General features: G+C 54.9%; 15 protein-coding genes, 1 tRNA gene and 1 pseudogene. 10 read left to right on the forward strand and 7 right to left on the reverse strand.

Annotated features, from left to right (window positions below; translation table 11 throughout):
* Both HMPREF1051_RS15320 and HMPREF1051_RS09150 read right to left on the reverse strand, forming a co-directional pair.
* Window positions 1–255 (reverse strand): annotated as a pseudogene (locus tag HMPREF1051_RS15320) (hypothetical protein); the annotation flags it as partial.
* On the reverse strand, window positions 159–509 hold the full coding sequence (locus HMPREF1051_RS09150) for a helix-turn-helix domain-containing protein (protein WP_003767615.1): 351 nt from the start codon (window positions 507–509) through the stop codon (window positions 159–161). The pseudogene HMPREF1051_RS15320 and the gene HMPREF1051_RS09150, both read right to left, overlap by 97 nt.
* Before the next feature lie 251 nt (window positions 510–760).
* Here HMPREF1051_RS09150 and HMPREF1051_RS09155 point away from each other — a divergent pair, with 251 nt between their 5' ends.
* The gene (locus HMPREF1051_RS09155) at window positions 761–2,074 is read left to right on the forward strand and encodes an NCS2 family permease (RefSeq protein WP_003767598.1); all 1,314 of its coding nucleotides are present in this window, start codon (window positions 761–763) and stop codon (window positions 2,072–2,074) included.
* Window positions 2,075–2,224: 150 nt separating this feature from the next.
* Here HMPREF1051_RS09155 and HMPREF1051_RS09160 read toward each other — a convergent pair whose 3' ends face one another.
* From HMPREF1051_RS09160 to zupT, 3 genes are all read right to left on the reverse strand, one after another.
* Window positions 2,225–2,509, reverse strand: coding sequence for a TM2 domain-containing protein (locus HMPREF1051_RS09160; RefSeq protein WP_003758795.1), 285 nt, complete (start codon window positions 2,507–2,509; stop codon window positions 2,225–2,227).
* Between the two features lie 381 nt (window positions 2,510–2,890).
* Window positions 2,891–3,175: a TM2 domain-containing protein gene (locus HMPREF1051_RS09165; RefSeq protein ID WP_003767625.1), complete on the reverse strand. Its 285-nt coding sequence runs from the start codon at window positions 3,173–3,175 to the stop codon at window positions 2,891–2,893.
* A 304-nt stretch (window positions 3,176–3,479) separates the two neighbouring features.
* A complete protein-coding gene (gene zupT / locus HMPREF1051_RS09170) occupies window positions 3,480–4,289 on the reverse strand; it encodes a zinc transporter ZupT (protein WP_003767627.1) in 810 nt (269 codons plus the stop codon).
* Between the two features lie 489 nt (window positions 4,290–4,778).
* On the opposite strand from zupT, the gene HMPREF1051_RS09175 reads away from it, so the two are divergent.
* From HMPREF1051_RS09175 to ruvA, 3 genes are all read left to right on the forward strand, one after another.
* Entirely contained in the window at window positions 4,779–6,485 is a 1,707-nt protein-coding gene (locus HMPREF1051_RS09175; RefSeq protein ID WP_003758806.1) for a molecular chaperone HscC, read from the forward strand.
* A 127-nt stretch (window positions 6,486–6,612) separates the two neighbouring features.
* A tRNA-Lys gene (locus HMPREF1051_RS09180) sits at window positions 6,613–6,688 on the forward strand.
* Window positions 6,689–6,873: 185 nt separating this feature from the next.
* On the forward strand, window positions 6,874–7,458 hold the full coding sequence (gene ruvA / locus HMPREF1051_RS09185) for a Holliday junction branch migration protein RuvA (RefSeq protein ID WP_003767617.1): 585 nt from the start codon (window positions 6,874–6,876) through the stop codon (window positions 7,456–7,458).
* 102 nt (window positions 7,459–7,560) lie between these two features.
* On the opposite strand, the gene HMPREF1051_RS09190 is transcribed toward ruvA, so the two are convergent.
* Window positions 7,561–8,739, reverse strand: coding sequence for a phosphoglycerate kinase (locus tag HMPREF1051_RS09190; RefSeq protein WP_003767620.1), 1,179 nt, complete (start codon window positions 8,737–8,739; stop codon window positions 7,561–7,563).
* Window positions 8,740–8,977: 238 nt separating this feature from the next.
* Between HMPREF1051_RS09190 and HMPREF1051_RS09195 the strand changes: the two genes are divergently transcribed.
* Window positions 8,978–10,630: an ArnT family glycosyltransferase gene (locus tag HMPREF1051_RS09195; RefSeq protein ID WP_003767608.1), complete on the forward strand. Its 1,653-nt coding sequence runs from the start codon at window positions 8,978–8,980 to the stop codon at window positions 10,628–10,630.
* A gap of 303 nt (window positions 10,631–10,933) precedes the next feature.
* On the opposite strand, the gene HMPREF1051_RS09200 is transcribed toward HMPREF1051_RS09195, so the two are convergent.
* Window positions 10,934–11,917, reverse strand: coding sequence for a porin (locus tag HMPREF1051_RS09200; protein WP_003767600.1), 984 nt, complete (start codon window positions 11,915–11,917; stop codon window positions 10,934–10,936).
* A 316-nt stretch (window positions 11,918–12,233) separates the two neighbouring features.
* On the opposite strand from HMPREF1051_RS09200, the gene HMPREF1051_RS09205 reads away from it, so the two are divergent.
* From HMPREF1051_RS09205 to HMPREF1051_RS09225, 5 genes are all read left to right on the forward strand, one after another.
* Window positions 12,234–13,859 carry a peptide ABC transporter substrate-binding protein gene (locus tag HMPREF1051_RS09205; protein WP_003767612.1) on the forward strand — a complete coding sequence of 542 codons (1,626 nt, stop codon included), beginning with the start codon at window positions 12,234–12,236 and terminating at the stop codon, window positions 13,857–13,859.
* Between the two features lie 104 nt (window positions 13,860–13,963).
* The gene (locus tag HMPREF1051_RS09210; protein ID WP_003767621.1) at window positions 13,964–15,760 is read left to right on the forward strand and encodes an aminopeptidase P family protein; all 1,797 of its coding nucleotides are present in this window, start codon (window positions 13,964–13,966) and stop codon (window positions 15,758–15,760) included.
* A gap of 301 nt (window positions 15,761–16,061) precedes the next feature.
* Window positions 16,062–16,982, forward strand: coding sequence for an oligopeptide ABC transporter permease OppB (gene oppB / locus HMPREF1051_RS09215; protein ID WP_003767629.1), 921 nt, complete (start codon window positions 16,062–16,064; stop codon window positions 16,980–16,982).
* 72 nt (window positions 16,983–17,054) lie between these two features.
* A complete protein-coding gene (gene oppC, locus HMPREF1051_RS09220; protein WP_003767604.1) occupies window positions 17,055–17,963 on the forward strand; it encodes an oligopeptide ABC transporter permease OppC in 909 nt (302 codons plus the stop codon).
* A 22-nt stretch (window positions 17,964–17,985) separates the two neighbouring features.
* On the forward strand, window positions 17,986–19,590 hold the full coding sequence (locus HMPREF1051_RS09225; protein WP_003767602.1) for an ABC transporter ATP-binding protein: 1,605 nt from the start codon (window positions 17,986–17,988) through the stop codon (window positions 19,588–19,590).
* Window positions 19,591–19,754 lie beyond the last annotated feature (164 nt).

The following is a 19,754-nucleotide window of genomic DNA, read 5'->3' on the forward strand; positions in this document are numbered from 1 at the left end:
GCGCCTTTGTCCGTAGCGTCCTTTATGCCGCCGGTAGGTTTCGACGAGGAGGGCTTTGTCGGCTGCGTCGGGGTCGGGTCGGTCTTGGTGGTGGTAGTAAAAGCTGCTTTTGGGCAGGTTTGCGATGTGCAGCAGGTATTTGAGCGGGTGTTGCGCCCTCAGTGTTTGGACGGTTTGGCTTTGTCCTTTTCGGTCCGCTTTTGGCTGAGGGCTTTTAACTCCTTTAGGTAGGCGACCTCTGCGCGCATATAGCACAACTCTTCAATAAGCTCTGCCTGTGTTTTTTCTTGATCGGGTTTATCTGCGATGAAGGGGTTTTTGCGGTGTTGGGTCATGGTTTTGGATTGGGGATGTTCGAGTGCGCCGATGCCGCCTTCTTGATAGGCGCGTATCCATCGTCGCAGATGGGTTCGGGAGATGCCGTAGTGGTCTGCGGTACGCTGTTGGCTGCGTATGTGCAGGTAGTGGAGTACGGCTTGGTATTTGAAGTGTAATGTATATTTGCTCATAAAAAAACTGCACCTTGTGAGTTGGAGGGGATGTCCAACTTTTGGGGTGCAGTTCAAACGCCGCTCGGATTTTCAGACGACCTCACGCCCTGTCCTGTTCTCATTTAAAGTTAATCCACTATACGCACAGACACAGCGGGAATGGCAACGCATTGCCCCAAGTGGAATGTTGACAATTTTTCACCCGACGACAGGGCGTTTTCAGTATAATACCGCCCGCAAATTTTCCTTTTTTTTGAAAAGCATAAATCATGACTACTTCAAATCAAAATGTGCTGGAGCGTATATTCAATTTAAGCGCAAACGGCACGAATGTGCGCACTGAGCTGATGGCAGGTCTGACCACCTTCCTCGCCATGTGCTACATCATCATCGTCAATCCGCTGATTCTCGGCGAAACGGGCATGGACATGGGCGCGGTATTCGTCGCCACCTGTATCGCTTCCGCCATCGGCTGCTTCGTGATGGGCTTCGTCGGCAACTATCCGATTGCGCTCGCGCCGGGCATGGGCTTGAACGCCTACTTTACTTTCGCCGTCGTCAAAGGCATGGGCGTGCCCTGGCAGGTGGCTTTGGGCGCGGTATTCGTTTCGGGCATCATTTTCATCTTATTCAGCTTTTTCAAAGTGCGCGAAATGCTGGTGAACGCGCTGCCTATGGGTTTGAAAATGTCGATTGCCGCCGGTATCGGGCTGTTTCTGTCGCTGATTGCGCTCAAAGGTTCCGGCATCATCATCGCCAGCGAGGCGACTTTGGTGAAACTGGGCGACATCCACCAACCTGCTGCGCTTTTGGTGCTGGCAGGCTTCGCCATGGTGGTGGCTTTGGGGCATTTCCGCGTCAAAGGGGCGATTATCCTGACCATTCTGGCAATCACAGCCATTTCCACCCTACTGGGCTTGAGCGATTTTAAAGGCGTGGTCGGCGAAATTCCGAGCATCGCGCCGACTTTCATGCAGATGGATTTCAACGGTCTCTTTAAAATTAGCATGATCAGCGTGATTTTCGTCTTTTTCCTGGTTGATTTGTTTGACTCCACCGGCACGCTGGTCGGCGTTTCCCACCGTGCGGGCCTGCTGGAAGACGGCAAACTGCCTCGTCTGAAACGCGCCCTGTTCGCCGACTCGACCGCGATTGTCGCCGGTGCCGCGCTGGGTACGTCTTCAACTACGCCGTATGTCGAAAGCGCGGCAGGCGTGTCCGCAGGCGGCCGCACCGGTCTGACCGCCGTAACCGTCGGCGTATTGATGTTGGCGTGTCTGATTTTCTCGCCGCTGGTGCAGAGCATCCCCGGCTTCGCCACCGCGCCCGCGCTGCTCTACGTCGGTGCGCAAATGCTGCGCAGCGCGCGTGAAATCGACTGGGACGACATGACCGAAGCCGCTCCCGCTTTCCTGACCATCGTATTCATGCCGTTCACCTATTCGATTGCAGACGGCATCGCCTTCGGCTTCATCAGCTATGCAGTGATTAAACTTTTGTGCAACCGCATGAAAGACGTACCACCTATGGTGTGGATAGTTGCCGTATTGTGGGCATTGAAATTCTGGTTTATGGGTGGCTGATGCCGTTTCCAGGTTAGCCGTTTCATTCCCCGCAATAGCAAAAGGTCGCCTGAAAATTTTCAGACGACCTTTTTTGGTTTTTAAGATGTACTGAATATTTGAAACTTCGCGCTATCGTTCCGCTCAATATTCAAAGGCGTCAGCCAATGCTTAAAACCACTCTTTCTTGCCGACAACATAAACTTGTTCAAATTCTTCCGGCGTACATTTCAGGTATTTAACGATGTCGATGATACAGAAAACAAAAACAATCATCGGACCAACGATAATAAACGAACCCAAAATACAAATCAACAGGTAGATGATACCGACTTTGTTTACGCCCAAATAAAATTTATGCACCCCGAAGCAACCTAAAAAGAACGCCAAAACAGAGGCAACAAGTCGTTTGTCATCGGTAATACGAGAGGATTGCAGAGGTGTATTTTCGGACATTTTTTTCTCCAAACGGATAGTCAATATTAAGAAAGTGTTTTTAAGTATAGCAGAATAATGATATTAATTTCACACAGATTTTATTTTTACTGCCCGCCTGAAACGCATCCTGTTTACCGACTCGACCGCCATCCTCGCCGATACCGGCATGTCTGATTTTCTCGCCGCCGGTGCAGAGCATCCCCAACTTCGCCACCGCGCTGCGCTACGGCGGCAGATGCCGTTTCCAGAGTTGATTCCACAATTGTTTATATTCGTCTCCGCAATAACAAAAGGTCGTCTGAAAATTTTCAGACGACCTTTTTTGGTTTTTAAGATGAAATGAATATTTGAAACTTCGCGCTATCGTTCCGCTCAAAATTCAAAGGCATCAGCCAATGCTTAAAACCACTCTTTCTTACCGACAACATAAACTTGTTCAAATTCTTCCGGCGTAGATGTCAGGTATTTAAAGATGTCGAAGAGAGATAAACCGACAACAACTATCAAAGCAGGATAGACAAAAAACATACCCACCACACCAATCGCCAAATAGATGATACCGGCTTTGTTTAAGCCCAAATAGAATTTATGCGCTCCGAAGCAACCTAAAAAGAACGCCAAAGCCGCGGCGATGATGCGTTTGTTGGTAGTAGGAAGGGATTGCAGATGTGAATTTTCGGACATTTTTTCTCCAAACGGATAGTCAATACTAAGAAAGTGTTTTTAAGTATAGCAGAATAATGATATTAATTTCACATAGATTCTATTTCTATTGAATAATAAACCTATAAAATTTCGTAAATTTATGTTACGAAAAGCCTAATTTGCAGTTTAAATATGCGATTTCCTATACATTTTTAGCATATTATACTTACTACCTTTATTTATCTTTTCGATTTATCCGCATTTCTTAGCCAATCCGCCCCGCTTAAAGTTTCAGACGACCTTGACACTGCTTTTGACTCTGCCGCGCCTGTCTAGTTCAGATTTAAAAATGAAACAACACCAAACTCAGGGCAATCACCGCCATGCCGGACGTCAACCCGTAAACGGTTTCGTGTCCGTCGGAATAACGCTTGGCGGCGGGCAGCAATTCGTCCAACGCGAGGAACACCATCACGCCCGCAATCACGCCGAACACTGCGCCGAACACGAAAGGCGATAAAAACGGCTTGAGCATGGTGTAGCCCAAAACCGCGCCCAAGGGTTCGGCCAGTCCTGAAGCGAGACAGGCGAGGACGGTTTTTTTGCGGTTGCGGGTGGCGAAATAAACGGGCGCGGCAATGGAAATGCCTTCGGGAATATTGTGTATCGCAATCGCAAGCGCCAGCGGCATCCCGACGGCGGGATTTTCCAGCGTGGCGAAAAACGTTGCCAAACCTTCGGGGAAGTTGTGCGCGGTAATCGCAAACGCCGCCATCATGCCGACTCGGGCGATGTAGCGGCGTTTGTTTTCCTGAAAGGCGGGGTCGTGCGGGTCGAGCGTTTCATGCGGGTTCGGCACAAGGCGGTCAATCAGCGCAATCGATCCCATGCCCGCCAGAAAAGCCAGCGTCGCGGCGGCGAAGGCTTTGTCTTTGTCGTAAACCTGCCCGAAGGCTTCGCTGGATTTGTTGAAAATCTCCGTCAGCGACACATACACCATCGCCCCGCCCGCGAACGCCAAACCGAATGACAAGACACGCGGGTTGGGCGTTTTGGAAAACATCACCAGCCCGCTGCCCAATACGGTAAACAATCCGGCGGCAAGGGCGATGCTGAAGGCGGTGATGAGGTTGGTTGAGCTGATATCAGGCATCGTCTTAAGTCGTTAACACAATAAAGAAATCAGCCTAACATATTTTCCCTAATTAGAGAATAATTATTATTTTTATTTGTATTAATGAGGACAATGTCAGATTAGAAACGTCGGGCAAATACACAACCGCCTTACGATATAGTGGATTAACTTTAAATCAGGACAAGGCGACGAAGCCGCAGACAGTACAGATAGTACGGAACCGATTCACTTGGTGCTTCAGCACCTTAGAGAATCGTTCTCTTTGAGCTAAGGCGAGGCAACGCCGTAATGGTTTAAAGTTAATCCACTATAAAAACCATTCCGCCCCCTTTTCCTCTCCAAACGGCAACGCAGCCCGCCATCCGCCTGTCTGAAACGCCGCCGGATTTTCCATATAAATGGAAGAAATGTTATGATTTTGCAATCTTCCCTCTTTCAGACGACCCGGTGCGGATGATGTGAAAGGTCGTCTGAAACACATTCAAACCCCTCCGAAACGAGACATTCATGACCCTGCAAATCGGTATCGACTTAGGCACGACCAACAGCCTGATTGCCCAGTTCCACAACGGCGAAACCCGCCTGATTCCCAACCAACACGGCCATTTTCTGACACCGTCGGTCATCAGCGTCGCCGAAGACGGCAGCATCCTGACCGGCATCGCCGCACGCGAACGCCTCTCCACCGCCCCGACGCTGACCGCCTCGGCGTTCAAGCGATTTATGGGAACGGATAAAACTTTCCATTTGGGCAAGCGCACGTTCCGCGCCGAAGAATTGTCCGCGCTGATTTTAAAAAGCCTGAAAGAAGATGCGGAAGCCTTTTTGGGGGAACCGGTATGCGATGTCGTTTTGACCGTTCCCGCCTATTTCAACGCCATCCAACGTCAGGCAACGAAAAACGCGGCGCAGATGGCAGGTTTGAACGTCTTGCGTTTGCTCAACGAACCGACTGCCGCCGGCCTTGCTTACGGTTTGCAGGAAAAACCCGACGACACGCGCTTTTTGATTTACGACTTGGGCGGCGGGACGTTTGACGTATCCGTACTCGATTATTTCGACGGCGTCGTCCAAGTATCCGCCAGCGCGGGCGACAACCATTTGGGCGGCGAAGATTTCGTCAACGTGCTGCGCCAGTGTTTCCTGAAAAAATGCACGACGCTGACGTCGTCTGAAAGCGACAAACTGGCGCAAAACAGCGAATTGTGGCAGGTATTGGAAACCGCCAAACGCAAACTGGGCGAAGAAATGCAGACGGAAATCCGTTTCCATTACGGCGACACGGTTCACTCCGCCGTCATCAGCCGCGAAGAATTCCAAGAAGCCGCCACGCCATTAATGGGCCGCCTGCGCCAACCGCTGGAGCGCGCATTGCGCGATGCCAAGCTGCACCCTTCGCAAATCGACGGCATCATCTTGGTCGGCGGCGCGACACGGATGCCGATGATTCGGCATTCCATTGCCCAACTGTTCCGCCGTATCCCGCTTGTTTCGGTCAATCCCGACGAAGCCATCGCACGCGGCGCGGCGGTGCAGGCGGCGCTGATTGCGCGCAACGAAAGCGTGGAAGAAGTCGTCCTTACCGACGTAATGCCCTTCTCGCTCGGTACGGAAGCCGGCATGGACCTTGGCAACCAATACGTTACCGGACGGTTTATCCCGATTATTGAGCGCAATATGCCCGTTCCCGTTTCGCGCGTCGAAACTTTCATCACTTCCCACGACGGGCAGAAAGTGATTTTGGTCGATGTTTTGCAGGGCGAGTCCATGCTTGCCAAAGAAAACCTGAAACTGGGCGAACTGTCGGTCAACGTCCCGCCCAAGCCGAAAGGTCAGGTATCGATAGACGTCCGCTTCAGCTACGACGTCAACGGGCTTTTGGAAGTCGACATCAGCAACAAAAACCTGAATCTGCACATCAATCAGGTTTTCCGTCAAAACAGCCAAAGCCTGACGCCTGAAGAAATCAAGGCTTCCCTGATCAAACTCGCTGCCTTGAAAATCCATCCGCGCGATCAGCAGCACAATATCTATCTGTTGGAAAAAGCCAAACGCCTGTATGAAGAATTCCTCGGTGACAACCGGCACATCATCGCCGCAGAAGTAGCGCGTTTTGAAGCCGTATTGGAAACGCAGGACCCGATCGTCATTCATAGGGCGCAACAGCAATTTAGCGAATTTTTAAACCGTTTCGACGGCGGCTGGCTGCTGTAAACGCTTCGCTTTTCATCGGACATGCCGAACAATGAAAGATAAAATCCATTGAAAACAAAAAATTATGCAATACCGGCAAAAATAAGTTGACACCTTTCCGACGCATCCATATAATGCACGGCTTATCGGGTCGTTAGCTCAGTCGGTAGAGCAGCGGACTTTTAATCCGTTGGTCGAGCGTTCGAATCGCTCACGACCCACCAAATTTAAAAAGCTGAGTTGAAAAACTCAGCTTTTTTATTATCTTTCAGATACACGCAGACCAAACCATACGGAAACGCCGTATCGGTTTAAACTTAACCCGCCAAACCATCAAGGTTATCTGAAACGCCGCAATCATACAAAACCGCGTTTTCAGACGACCCCGCCAACGCCACTCGGAATCCACATGATCAGCAGACTGACCGGCAAGCTCATCGAGAAAAACCCGCCGCAAATCGTCATCGACGTCAACGGCGTCGGCTACGAAGCCGACGTATCCATGCAGACTTTCTACAACCTGCCCGCCTTGGGCGAAACCGTACAGCTTTACACCCAGCTCGTCGTCCGTGAAGACGCGCATTTGTTGTTCGGCTTTGCGACTGCCGACGAGCGGGCGACGTTCCGCCAGTTGGTCAAAGTCAGCGGCATCGGCGCGAAAACCGCGCTGGGCATACTCTCCGCCATGTCCGCCGACGAGCTTGCCCGCGCGGTTGCCGACGAAGACATCAAACGCCTGTCCTCCGCCCCGGGCATCGGCAAAAAAACCGCCGAACGCATGGTTTTGGAACTGCGCGGCAAACTGGTTTCCCATGCCGTTGCCGACGGGCTTTTCGCCGCCGCGCCTGCCGCCGACGAAACGGACGACATCGTCAACACCCTGATTGCGCTGGGTTACAACGAACGCGAGGCAAAAGCCGCCATCAAAGGCATCCCCAAAGGCACGGAAGTCGGAGAAGGCGTGCGCTTGGCTTTGAAAAACCTGTTGAAATAAACATACCCCGCCTTGCCGTCAAAACGCGGCAACCATACAAAGAGGTCGTCTGAAAACCCCGAATCAGGTTTTCAGACGACCTCTTTTTTTACGTCAAACCGCTTACGCGCCGCGTTTTTCCAAAGCGGCTACGGCGGGCAACTCTTTGCCTTCCAAGAATTCGAGGAACGCGCCGCCGCCGGTGGAGATGTAGCCGATTTGGTCGGTAACGCCGAATTTGGCAATTGCCGCCAGTGTGTCGCCGCCGCCCGCAATCGAGAACGCTTTGCTTTGGGCGATGGCTTCGGCAAGGGCTTTCGTGCCGCCTGCGAACTGGTCAAACTCAAACACGCCGACCGGGCCGTTCCAAACGATGGTGCCTGCGGCTTTGAGCAGTTCGGCAAGCGCGGCGGCGGATTTCGGGCCGATGTCCAAAATCATATCGTCTTCGGCAACGTCGGCAATGTCTTTCACGACCGCTTCAGCATCGGCGGCAAAGGCTTTGGCAACGACAACATCGGTCGGCAGCGGTACGGAGCCGCCTTTGGCCGCCATTTTCGCCATGATTTTTTTAGACTCTTCCACCAAATCGTGTTCCGCCAAAGATTTGCCGATGGCTTTGCCTTCCGCCAACAGGAAGGTGTTGGCGATACCGCCGCCGACGATGAGTTGATCGACTTTGTCCGCCAGCGATTCGAGGATGGTCAGTTTGGTGGACACTTTGCTGCCGGCGACAATCGCCACCATCGGGCGCGCAGGCTGTTTCAGGGCTTTGCCCAAAGCGTCGAGTTCGCCCGCCATCAATACGCCGGCGCAGGCAACGGGCGCGGCTTGGGCGACGGCTTCGGTCGAGGCTTGGGCACGGTGGGCGGTGCCGAACGCGTCGTTGACAAACACGTCGCACAAGGCGGCATAGGCTTTGCCCAGTTCCAAATCGTTTTTCTTCTCGCCCTTGTTGATGCGCACGTTTTGCAGCATGACGACATCGCCCGCGTTCAGGACGGGTTTGTTTTCACGCCAGTCGTTCAATACTTTCACGTCTTTACCCAACAGGCTGCCCAAGTGCGCGGCAACGGGCGCAACGTCGTCTTCAGGATGAAACTCGCCTTCGGTCGGTCGGCCCAAGTGGGTCATCACGATAACGGACGCGCCGTTGTCCAAGCAGTATTTGATGGACGCAAGCGAGGCGCGGATACGGGTGTCGTCGCTGATTTTGCCGTCTTTGAACGGCACGTTCATATCGGCGCGGATGAGGACGGTTTTGCCCTGCACGTTTTGTTCGGTCAGTTTCAGAAATGCCATGATGTATCCTTTGTGAAGGTTGGAAACGGAAATGGGAATGTTCTCAATTATCCGCGAACGGGGCGCATCGGTAAAGGCAGGATTTGCCTGCGCTTGATTTGCGTCAGCGGTAGGGTCGATATAAGGTCGTCTGAAAACGTGGTTTGAATGAAGTAAAAACCCAAATCCCTCCTTTCAGACGACCTCCCGCCGAATCTTTGCTAAACTACACGAAAATACGTTCAACATCCTCAAAGCTATGCTCACTTACACCCCGCCCGATCCGCGACAACCTGCCAAAACCCATGAAAAACCCTGGCTCTTGCTGCTGATGGCATTTGCCTGGCTGTGGCCGGGCGTGTTTTCGCACGACTTGTGGAACCCCGCCGAACCCACCGTCTTTACCGCCGTCGAAGCCTTAGACGCAGGCGCGACGCCGTTGGTCGCCCATGTGTTGGGGCAGCCGGATTTTCAGATTCCGCCCGTCTATTTGTGGGTGGCGGCGGCGTTCAAACACCTGTTGTCACCTTGGGCGGCGGACGCTTATGATGCCGCGCGGTTTGCGGGCGTCTTCTTTACGATTATCGGGCTGACCGCCTGCGGTTTTGCCGGATTCAACTTCTTGGGCAGGCACCACGGGCGCAGCGTCGTCCTCATCCTGATCGGCAGCATCGGGCTGCTCTCGGTCGCGCACTTCCTCAACCCCGCTTCAGTCGCCTTTGCCGCATCGGGCATGATATTGTGCGGCTTTTCGTTGGCGCAACGCCGCGTCATTACCGCCTCCCTGCTGCTGGGCTTCGGCTGGGCGTTGCTGTCGCTTTCATCAGGCTATCTGATGACCGCCGCGCTGATGTTTTTAGCACCCGCCCTGTTGCTCGATGAGAAATGGCGCGTCAAACGCTACTACCTGACGCTGGTCGGCGCATTTGCCATTGGACTGCCGCTCTTGACGGTTTATCCGCTCATTTTCTCCAGAACCCAGCCCGAACTGTTTTCCATCTGGCTGCAACACCACTCGCTCGGCGCATTCGGCGGATTGGGTGGTTTTCAGACGACCTTCAGCCTGTTCTATTACCTGAAAAACCTGCTCTGGTTTACCCTGCCCGCGTGGCCGCTCGCCGCATGGACGTTAAGCCGCCCCCGCATCCGCGAAAAAAACTGGAGCGTATTGTGCATTTCGTGGTTCCTCATCGTCCTCAGCATACTTGCCGTCAGCCCGCAACGCCTGCAAGACAACCTCGTTTGGCTGCTACCCCCGCTCGCCCTGCTCGGCGCGGCACAACTGGACGGACTGCGGCGAGGCGCGGCGGCGTTTATCAATTGGTTCGGCGTCATGGCGTTCGGATTGTTCGCCATCTTCTTGTGGACGGGCTTCTTCGCCATGAACTACGGCTGGCCTGCCAAACTCGCCGAACGCGCCGCCTATTTCAGTCCGTATTACACACCTGACATCGACCCGATACCGATGGCGGTCGCCCTGTTGTTTACCCCGCTGTGGCTGTGGGCGATTACCCGCAAAAACATCCGCGGCAGACAGGCAGTGACTAACTGGGCGGCAGGCGTTACGCTGGCGTGGGCATTGCTGATGACCCTGTTCCTGCCGTGGCTCGACGCCGCCAAAAGCCACGCGCCCGTCGTCCTCCAAATGGAAGCCGCCCTCTCTCCCGAACTGAAACAACGGCTTTCAGACGACCTAGAATGTATCAGCATCGCCAACGAAGACCACCGCGCCCGTATCGCTTGGGCGCAATACAGCGACTTGACACTCCATATCGACGATGCTGCCTGCCGCTACCGCCTGGTGCAGCAGCCTAAAAATACCGACGCGCCGCCGGGCTGGACGAAAATCTGGCAGGGCGCGCGCCCGAGAAACAAAGTGGAAGGCTTCGCCTTGCTGGAGAAAGCGGAATGAATCCGCTAGGGGTGTGAATGGCAAACGTCGTCTGAAGATCGGTTTCAGACGACGTTTTTTCATGAAGATTTGAACATAGGAAACATCGTTTGCAAGAATGCGCCTGGCAGGCGTTTGATATAGTGGATTAACAAAAATCAGGACAAGGCGACGAAGCCGCAGACAGTACAGATAGTACGACAAGGCGAGGCAACGCCGTACTGGTTTAAAGTTGATCCACTATAAACACAAAGGTCGTCTGAAAACCCATATTCAGGTTTTCAGACGACCTTTTATGCCGCAAATTATGCTTCAAATCCCGTGTTATTGCAGGCTGTGTTCCAATGACACGCCTGCCGCCCAGCCGGTTTTGGGGTCTTTGCTTTCTTTGACTACGCCTGAGTTGAACGAGAGGGTCGTGCGTTTGGAGAATTTGTATTCGGTGTTGAACGCGAGCTGTTTGTAGTTCTTGCCGGTATCGGAGCGGCCGTAGGCGACGCCGAGTTTAGGGGTGATGTTGCCCATGGTGTAGCCGGCGGTCACTTGGAAATCGCGGGTGTTGGTATTGGTTTTGGTTTCGTCTTCCCAGTGGAATTTGTCGGCAACATTGCGGGCGTACATCATGCCGGCGGCGAGGTAGAGGTCGTCTTTGTCGTAGCCGACTTTCAGGGAATGAACCTGTCTGTCTTTGGTATCGTCAGGCGAGCCGTTGCGGGCGTATTCGAGGGCGTAGTGGGCGTTGAAGCCGTTGGTCGGGTGTTTGTAGTGCAAGCCTAAGCCCGCCATCCAGTCGCCGTTGCGCTTCCTGTCTTTGTATTTGTTGGCACCGGGCGCGATTTGGACGCGGTAGTTGAAGCCGTTGTCAAAGGTTTTGGATTCGTAGTTCAGGGCGATTTCACGGCCGCCGAAACGGGTCATGCGCCCCATGGTTTGGGTGTGGTTGTTGCCGTTGAACGCGTCTTGTTCGCCGGTCAGGTAGTGCATGGGGGTACTGAGCCAGCCGGCGCGGACAGTACCGAAATCGCCGCGCAGACCGATATAGGAGTCGTCCGTACTCCAGCCGTTGTAGTCGAAGGCGACGAATGAATTGACGCCGTAGATGAGCTTGAGGTCTTTGTCGAGTTTTTCACTGCCCATAATCCAGATGCGGCTGTTGTTGTCGGATATATCGGTAGCGGATTGCCCTTTGCCGTTGCGTTCGTGTTCGATAGAAGTAAATATCCGTCCGCCGATTTTGGCTTCGTTATCGGATGCCAATGCGGGGGCGGCAAGCGGGACGGCAACCGCAATCATTAATAACTTCTTCATTTTATTCTCCTTTTATTTGATTTTTCTGAGGCTGCGTTTAAACAGGGTTTTATACTATTTGAGGCGTGCAAAAAAATCAATATTTTTGTAATCACTTGTAACTTTTATTTCAAAAAATGTTTTTTACGGCGTTTTTTTGTGTTATCTTGCAAACCGATTTCCAAAACAGGCGGATTTTTTCAAATACCCATAGAGAATAAATCTTTTTATCCGCCAAAAATCAGAATATTTCCCTACCATGTAGTCATATGTAGTTTTTTTTATTTTTTGCAAAACGCAGGATGGAGGGAGAGATAGCGAGAAGAGGAGAAAAAACGTGCTGCCGAACAAACCTTATTCCATATTAGCTTTATCGCTTGCCATAGTGCTTGCGCTGTCGGCGTGTCATCGCGAAGTCAAGCCCGCGCCCGAATTCAAGCGCAGCGAATACAATAAAATCGTCATCAGCAACGCGGTCGAACCGAGTACGCTCGACCCGCAAAAAAGCTCGGATATGGCGGCGGGCGCGATTATCCGTCAGATGATGGACGGCTTGGTCAGTACGGATGCCGAAGGCAAAACCATTCCCGCCTTGGCGTTGAAATGGGAGCCGTCGGACGAAGGGCGCGTTTGGACGTTCCACCTGCGCGATGCAAATTGGAGCAACGGCGACCCGATTACCGCCGAAGATTTCGTTTACAGCTTCCGCCGCCTCGCCGATCCTGCAACCGCCGCGCCTAACAGCAGCTATTTGGAAGACGCGAAAATACAGGGTGCGGCGGAAATCCTACAAGGCAAGGCGAAGCCGGATACTTTGGGCGTCAAGGCTTTGGACAAAAAAACGCTGCAATTCACGCTCACCGCGCCCGTGCCGTATTTCCCCGATATGCTGATTCAGCAGTTCACCTACCCCGTCCACCGCGCCACGGTCGAGAAATTCGGCGAAAAATGGACGCAGCCGGGCAATTATGTTTCCAGCGGCGCATACATCCTCAAAGAATGGCGTGTCAACAGCCACATCACCATGGATAAAAACCCTGCTTATTACGACAGCAAAAAAGTATCCATCCCGCAGGCGGTGTTCCTCGCCAGCGGCAAAGAATACGACCGCTACCGCGCCGACGAAGTGGACGTTACCTACGGCATCCCTTCCGACCAGATCAAGATTGCCGAGAAAGAATTTCCCGGACAGGTTCGGCGCGCGACTTTGCTGTGTTCTTGGTTTTTAGAGCCGAACTTGGAATCCGCCGAATTTAAAAATCCCAAAGTCCGCCGCGCGCTCAACCTCCTGACCGACCGCGCCATCATTACCAAAGTTGCCGGACGCGGCGACAAGGAAGCGTTCCAGCTCACCCCGCCGAATATGCAGGGCGGCGGCGAATCTGCCCCCGCATGGAAGCCGCTCAAGCGCGAAGCGCGCATTGCCGAAGCGGAAAAACTTTTGCGCGAAGCGGGTTACAGCGAAGAGAAACCGCTTGAGTTCCAAATCGTCTATACCACCAGCGAGGCCGCCAAGAAACAAATTACCGCGCTGCAATCCATTTGGAAGGCGACCGTACCGTTTGTGCGCCCCACGCTGATGAACGAAGAATGGAAAACCTTTTTGGACAAGCGCCTGCAAGGCAACTTCAGCATGGCGTTTGCGGGCTGGTGTTCCGACTACAACGACCCTGCGGGCATGCTCAATATTTTCAAATCCAACAATCCGAACAACGCCTTCCATTACAAGAATCCCGAATTCGACAAGCTGATGAACAGCACGCTCGAAGCGGGCATTTCCGCCGAAGAGCGCGCCCGCCGCTACGTCAGCGCCGAGGCGATGCTGCAACGCGACGACGCCTTTATCCCGCTGTATCACCAAGTCAGCATCAATCTGGTGAAACCCGACATCCAAGGCTACTCCGACCGCGACCCGCTGAAAAATTACACCATCAAAAATTGGTCGTTTGCACCCAAGAAGTGATTTGATAACATAGACACGTTTTTCAGACGACCTTCCTGTACATCAAGTTAATCCGCTATAAAAAGGTCGTCTGAAACCGCGAAACCCTATTGGAGAATCCGTTCATGAATACCGTATCGAATTACCTGTCCGCATTGCGCGAAGCCATGAAGGCGCAAGGTCTGGACGCACTCGTCATCCCCTCCGCCGACCCCCATCTTTCCGAATACCTGCCCGCACACTGGCAGGCGCGCCGCGAGTTGTCAGGCTTTACCGGCTCGGTCGGCACATTTGTCGTTACCGCCGATGAAGCGGGCGTGTGGGTGGACAGCCGCTATTGGGAACAAGCCACCAAACAGCTTGCGGGCAGCGGCATTGAATTGCAAAAAAGCGGGCAAGTTCCGCCGTATAACGAATGGCTCGCGGCAAACCTGCCCGAAAACGCCGCCGTCGGCATCCCTTCCGATATGGTGTCGCTCACCGGCAAACGCACTTTGGCGCAATCCCTGACCGCCAAAAACATCCGCATCGAACACCCCGACGACCTGCTTGACCAAGTGTGGACAAGCCGCCCTGCCATCCCCGCCGAAACCGTGTTCATCCACGACCCCGCCTACGTCTCTGAAACCGCCGCCGAAAAACTCGCCCGCGTGCGCGCCGTCATGGCGGAAAAAGGCGCGGATTACCACTTGGTTTCCTCGCTTGACGACATCGCTTGGCTGACCAACCTGCGCGGCAGCGACGTGCCTTTCAATCCCGTTTTCGTGTCCTTCCTGCTTATCGGCAAAGACAATGCCGTCCTGTTTACCGACCAAGGTCGTCTGAACGCCGAAGCCGCCGCCGCGCTGCAAACCGCAGGCATCACGGTCGAACCTTACGCCCAAGTTGCCGACAAACTCGCGCAAATCGGCGGCACGCTGCTTATCGAACCGAACAAAACCGCCGTCAGCACCCTCGTGCGCCTGCCCGAAAGCGTGCGCCTGATCGAAGGCATCAACCCGTCCACCTTCTTCAAATCCGTCAAATCCGAAGCCGACATCGCCCACATCCGCGAAGCGATGGAACAAGACGGCGCGGCGTTGTGCGGCTTCTTCGCCGAGTTTGAAGACATCATCGACAACGGCGGCAGCCTGACCGAAATCGACGTGGACACCATGCTCCACCGCTACCGCAGCGCACGTCCGGGCTTCATTTCATTGAGTTTCGACACCATCGCAGGCTTCAACGCCAACGCTGCCCTGCCGCATTACAGCGCAACGCCCGAAAGCCACAGCACCATCAGCGGCAACGGCCTCCTGCTCATTGACTCCGGCGCGCAATACAAAGGCGGCACGACCGACATCACCCGCGTCGTCCCCGTTGGCACACCGAGTGCCGAACAAAAACGCGACAACACCCTCGTCCTCAAAGCCCATATCGCACTTGCCGAAGCCGTGTTCCCCGAAAACATCCTCTCGCCGATGATAGACGCCATCTGCCGCAAACCCCTGTGGCAGGCGCAATGCGACTACGGCCACGGCACAGGCCACGGCGTAGGCTATTTCCTCAACGTCCACGAAGGCCCGCAAGTCATCGCCTGCGCTGCCGTTCCCGGCCCGCAGCACGCCATGAAAAAAGGCATGGTGACCTCCATCGAACCCGGACTCTACCGTCCCGGCAAATGGGGCATCCGCATTGAGAACCTCGCCGCCAACCAAGCCGTCGCCAACCCGCAGGAAACCGAGTTCGGCAGCTTCCTCTACTTCGAAACCCTGACCCTCTGCCCCATCGACACCCGCCTGATGGACACCGCCCTCATGACCGACGGAGAAATCGACTGGGTCAACCGCTACCACGCCGAAGTCCGCCGTCGCCTCGAGCCGCTGACCGAAGGCGCGGCAAAAGCATGGCTGATCAAACGCACCGAACCGCTGGCGCGTTAACCGCAAAGGTCGTCTGAAAACGACTGTAGCGCGGGTTCTCACCACGAACCCGCGCCAACCCAAAAGGTCGTCTGAAAAACGGCCGTAGCGTGGGCTTTGCCCACGAAAAGCATCAGCAAAAAGGTCGTCTGAAACCCAAAATCCCGTTTCAGACGACCATAAAAGCAAAAGCCCGCACACCCCAAAAACCAAGGGCCTGACTACAAAGAAGAGAAAACCACCCCAAGCGTCCGAACCCCATTCAGACGACCTTCCCGTATTCAGGCATATTCCGACCCACCAAGCCCCGAGCAGGTACGATATGCTGAAATTCATCATCCGCCGCATACTTTCCGCCATCCCCACCATGCTGGTACTGATTACCGTCTCATTCTTCATGATGCGGCTCGCACCCGGCAGCCCCTTCACCGGCGACAAAAACGTACCGCCCGCCGTACTGGCCAACATCGAAGCCAAATACCACCTGAACGACCCGATGTACCTGCAATACTTCAACTATCTCAAACAACTCGCCCACGGCGACCTCGGCCCCTCGTTCAAATACAAAGACTACAACGTCAACGAGCTGCTCGCCCAAGCTCTGCCCGTCTCCGTCGAACTGGGCGTGTACGCCTTCATCGTCTCCACCGTTTTGGGCGTACTCATGGGCACCATCGCCGCGCTCAGGCGCAACACATGGGCGGACTACACCATCATGACCGCCGCCATGACCGGCATCGTCGTCCCCAGCTTCGTCAAAGCCCCCATCATGATTTTCATCTTCGCCATCACCCTCAAATGGCTGCCCGCCGGCGGCTGGAATGACGGCTCGTTGACCAGCCTCATCCTGCCCGTCGCCGCCCTCTCCATCGGCTATGTCGCAGGCCTCGCCCGCATCACGCGCGGCGCGATGATAGAAGTGTTGAACAGCCCCTACATCCGCACCGCCCGCGCCAAAGGGCTGTCCATGAACAGCATCGTCCTGCGCCACGCCCTGCGTCCCGCCATGCTGCCCATCCTCTCCTATCTCGTTCCCGCCTTCGTCGGCATCATCACCGGCGCCATCGTCATCGAAAGCGTCTTCGGGCTGCCCGGCATCGGACAACTCTTCGTCAACGGCGCGCTCAACCGCGACTACGGCATGATCTTGGGACTGACCATCCTCGTCGGCGTGCTGACCATCGTCTTCAACGCCGTACTCGACATCCTCTACGCCCTGATCGACCCCAAAATCCGCTATTAAAAGCAAAAAAGGTCGTCTGAAAACCGGTTTTGCCGTTTTCAGACGACCCCGAACAAAACAACGGAGAACACCATGCTATTTAACAAGAAAAATTCCCGCGCCATAGCAGACGCAGCCGAACAGGCACAAGTACACGGACGCAGCCTGTGGCAGGACGCATGGCGGCGTTTCAGCAACAACAAAGCCGCCCTGTGCAGCATCTTCATCCTTGCCGCCATCACCCTCTTTGTTGTCGCCGCCCCCTGGATCAGCGCCTACACCTACGACTACACCGACTGGGACAACATGCAAATCCCGCCTTCCTTCTCCACCCGCCACTACTTCGGCACCGACCTGCTCGGACGCGACCTCCTCACCCGTGCCGCTGCCGGCGGACGCATTTCCCTGCTCATCGGCATCGCAGGCGCGCTCGTCGCCGTCGTCATCGGCACACTCTACGGCGCGCTCGCAGGCTTTTTCGGCGGCAAACTCGACTCCGTCATGATGCGCCTGCTCGAAATCCTCAACGCCTTCCCCTTCATGTTCTTCGTCATCCTCCTCACCACCTTCTTCGGGCGCAACCTCTTCCTCATCTTCGTCGCCATCGGACTCGTCTCATGGCTTGACGTCGCCCGCATCGTCCGCGGCCAAACCCTCAGCCTCAGACACAAAGAATTCGTCGAAGCCGCCCGCATCACAGGCGTATCCCGCCGCCGCATCGTTACCCGCCACATCATCCCCAACGTACTCGGCGTCGTCATGGTTTACGCCTCCCTGCTCGTCCCCGGCATGATCATGTTCGAATCCTTCCTCAGCTTCCTCGGATTGGGCGTACAAGAACCCATGACCAGTTGGGGCTCCATGCTCCAAGACGGCGCAGCCTCCATGGAAGCCGCCCCGTGGCAGCTCCTCGTCCCCTGCTTCTTCCTCGTCGCCACCCTCTTCTGCTTCAACTTCATCGGCGACGGCCTGCGCGACGCACTCGACCCCAAAGACCGCTGACACACACCACGAGGACACACCCATGACCACCCCATTACTCACCGTCGAAAACCTCGACATCCGCTTCCAACTCCACGAAAAAACCGTCCACGCCGTGCGCAACATCAGCTTCAAAGTCGCCAAAGGTGAAACCCTCGCCCTCGTCGGCGAATCCGGTTCCGGCAAATCCGTTACCGCCATGTCCCTCATGCGCCTCCTGCCCGAAAACACCACCCGCTACGGACAAGACTCACGCATCACCTTCGACGGCACATCCATCCTCGACGCAGACGAAAAAACCCTCCGCAGCCTGCGCGGCGGACGCATCAGCTTCATCTTCCAAGAGCCCATGACCTCGCTGAACCCCTTCATGAAAATCGGCACCCAGCTCATGGAAGCCCTGCGCGTCCACAACAAAACCATCACCCGCAAAGCCGCCCGCGAACGCATCCTCGACCTCCTCAACCGCGTCGGCATCCGCGAAGCAGAACGTCGTCTGAAACAATACCCCCACGAATTCTCAGGCGGCCAGCTCCAGCGCATCATGATCGCCATGGCGCTGCTCAACGAGCCCTCCCTGCTCATCGCCGACGAACCCACCACCGCCCTCGACGTCACCATCCAGGCAGAAATCCTCGACCTCCTCCACGACCTCCAAAAACAAATGGGCATGGCGATAATCTTCATCACCCACGACCTCGGACTCGCCGAACACTACTCCGAAACCGTCTGCGTCATGAAAGACGGCGAAATCGTCGAGCGCGGCAAAATCAAACAAGTTTTCGCCAACCCCACCCACCCCTACACCGCCCAACTCATCCACTCCGTCCCCAAAGGCATGAAAGACCCCGTAGAAGGCAACCCGCCCGAGCTCATCCGCGCCGACCGCATCAACGTCCACTTCACCCTCAAACACAACTTCTTCGGCAAACCCCTCAAAACCTTCCACGCCGTCAAAAACATCAGCCTCGCCATCCGCCAAGGCGAAACCCTCGGCATCGTCGGCGAATCCGGTTCCGGCAAATCCACGCTCGGCAAAGCCATCATGCAAATGCTCCCCTACCAAGGCAGCATACACTTCGACGGCAGCGACCTCGCCGCCCTCAGCCCCGAGCGCGCGCGCCAACTCAAAGCCGAACGCCAAATCGTCTTCCAAGACCCCTACGGCTCACTCTCCCCCCGCCTCACCGTCGGCGAAATCATAGGCGAAGGCCTCACCGTTCACCGCCCCGAAATGACCAAAGCCCAACGCACCGAACTCGTCCTCAAAGTCCTGGACGAAGTCTCCCTGCCCGCCGACGCCCTCAACCGCTACCCGCACGAATTCTCAGGCGGACAACGCCAACGCATCGCCATCGCCCGCGCCCTCATCCTGCGGCCCAAGTTCATCCTCCTCGACGAACCCACCTCCGCCCTCGACCGCTCCGTCCAAATCAAAGTCGTCGAACTGCTGCGCGGACTCCAAACCAAATACGGACTGACCTACATCTTCATCAGCCACGACCTCTCCGTTGTCCGCGCTGTCAGTGACAACGTCGCCGTCATGCAGCACGGAGAACTCGTCGAATACGGCAGCGCAGACCAAATCTTCCACCAACCGCAGAAAGACTACACCAAACGCCTCATCAACGCCGCCTTCGACCTCTGACCCAAGGTCGTCTGAAACCCAACGTAGAGTGGGCTCCGCCCACGAATCCCACAGATACAAAAAGGCCGTCTGAAAAACCTCCATTCAGACGACCTTTCTACCGTTTATCCCATTTGCTTTACCGTTAATGACATTCAAGTTACCATACGAACCTCATTGTCATC

The organism is Neisseria sicca VK64 (assembly GCF_000260655.1).
GTDB classification, from domain to species: domain Bacteria; phylum Pseudomonadota; class Gammaproteobacteria; order Burkholderiales; family Neisseriaceae; genus Neisseria; species Neisseria sicca_B.

Excerpts from the sequence above, each read along its gene's own strand:
- ruvA (WP_003767617.1), top strand. The coding sequence starts at position 6,874 with ATGATCAGCAGACTGACCGGCAAGCTCATCGAGAAAAACCCGCCGCAA.
- HMPREF1051_RS09190 (WP_003767620.1), bottom strand. The coding sequence starts at position 8,739 with ATGGCATTTCTGAAACTGACCGAACAAAACGTGCAGGGCAAAACCGTC.
- zupT (WP_003767627.1), bottom strand. The coding sequence starts at position 4,289 with ATGCCTGATATCAGCTCAACCAACCTCATCACCGCCTTCAGCATCGCC.
- oppC (WP_003767604.1), top strand. The coding sequence starts at position 17,055 with ATGCTATTTAACAAGAAAAATTCCCGCGCCATAGCAGACGCAGCCGAA.
- oppB (WP_003767629.1), top strand. The coding sequence starts at position 16,062 with ATGCTGAAATTCATCATCCGCCGCATACTTTCCGCCATCCCCACCATG.
- HMPREF1051_RS09160 (WP_003758795.1), bottom strand. The coding sequence starts at position 2,509 with ATGTCCGAAAATACACCTCTGCAATCCTCTCGTATTACCGATGACAAA.
- HMPREF1051_RS09195 (WP_003767608.1), top strand. The coding sequence starts at position 8,978 with ATGCTCACTTACACCCCGCCCGATCCGCGACAACCTGCCAAAACCCAT.
- HMPREF1051_RS09200 (WP_003767600.1), bottom strand. The coding sequence starts at position 11,917 with ATGAAGAAGTTATTAATGATTGCGGTTGCCGTCCCGCTTGCCGCCCCC.
- HMPREF1051_RS09150 (WP_003767615.1), bottom strand. The coding sequence starts at position 509 with ATGAGCAAATATACATTACACTTCAAATACCAAGCCGTACTCCACTAC.
- HMPREF1051_RS09175 (WP_003758806.1), top strand. The coding sequence starts at position 4,779 with ATGACCCTGCAAATCGGTATCGACTTAGGCACGACCAACAGCCTGATT.
- HMPREF1051_RS09210 (WP_003767621.1), top strand. The coding sequence starts at position 13,964 with ATGAATACCGTATCGAATTACCTGTCCGCATTGCGCGAAGCCATGAAG.
- HMPREF1051_RS09165 (WP_003767625.1), bottom strand. The coding sequence starts at position 3,175 with ATGTCCGAAAATTCACATCTGCAATCCCTTCCTACTACCAACAAACGC.
- HMPREF1051_RS09225 (WP_003767602.1), top strand. The coding sequence starts at position 17,986 with ATGACCACCCCATTACTCACCGTCGAAAACCTCGACATCCGCTTCCAA.
- HMPREF1051_RS09155 (WP_003767598.1), top strand. The coding sequence starts at position 761 with ATGACTACTTCAAATCAAAATGTGCTGGAGCGTATATTCAATTTAAGC.